The 926-nt window shown below is 35.9% G+C and carries 1 protein-coding gene; it reads right to left on the bottom strand.

Translation table 11 applies throughout. The features are described 5' to 3' along the window. On the bottom strand, nucleotides 1-800 hold an 800-nt coding region (locus L1D50_RS23100), incomplete at its 3' end, for a response regulator (RefSeq protein ID WP_239966945.1). Between the last annotated feature and the right edge of the window lie 126 nt (nucleotides 801-926).

Here is a 926-nt window from a genome sequence, read left to right as displayed (position 1 = left end):
GAATATATCGGGGTATTAGAAATAATATTCTTAACAAGCAAGTCACGAATTTTAAGACAGATCATGACAGAATTATCAGTGCGATTAATATGCTCTAGAAAGCTAAGTTTGCTCTGATAGAAATTAGGGTATTGATCCTGCTGGTTGGAAAGGGGCTTGATGATAAGTAAGTAGCTTGACTCTGTTTTTAGCTTGAGCTCAACTTGGCATAGTACCCTAGAGCTTGTTAGTGTTGCAATTCTGCGTTCAGCAAAGTCATCAAGACATTTATCACTTTCAAAATTAAAAAGTTGAAAAAAATTACCTTTATTTAGTTCGTTTAAAACTAACTCTGTGTAGGCGTAATTGCAGTCAATAACATTACCAATGCTATTAACTTCCACTAAAGGCATATTATTGCTGCGCAATATCTGGGTTTTTAATTCGTTTTTGTGATGATTAGTGAGTGCCGCTTCAACCGTTGTGTAAAGCTCTTCATTATTCCAAGGCTTGGATAAAAATTTAAAGGTATTGTTAGCGTTGATTAGTGACTTCATATCATTATAGTCAGCTTGCCCACTAAGGACGATGCATTCTATATTAGGATCATGCTTCTTTGCTTCCTGAATAAGCTCCTGACCATTCATACTAGGCATTTTGAAGTCAGTGATCAGTACTTGAGGTTTGTGCTCCTTTATCAAACTTAGCGCTTGTTTGGGGTCCTCGGTATATATAACTTCATAATGTAGTAAACGCAAAGTGCGCTTTAGTGACTTTAGAATATCAACTTCATCATCAACCAATATGATAGGTACACTCATAGCTACCCCTGTATTAGCGCATTAAATCTTTCTAACAGAAAAGAATTATCAATTAGTGTCGAAAGGGCATCTGTAGCTTTGGCTTTCTCAAGTTTAAAATTATTTAATGCAGAGGCAACCAAAACC

The sequence above is a fragment of the Pseudoalteromonas sp. Isolate6 genome (assembly GCF_022398435.1).
GTDB lineage: Bacteria > Pseudomonadota > Gammaproteobacteria > Enterobacterales > Alteromonadaceae > Pseudoalteromonas > Pseudoalteromonas galatheae.
This window is presented reverse-complemented; position numbering and strand designations above follow the sequence as displayed.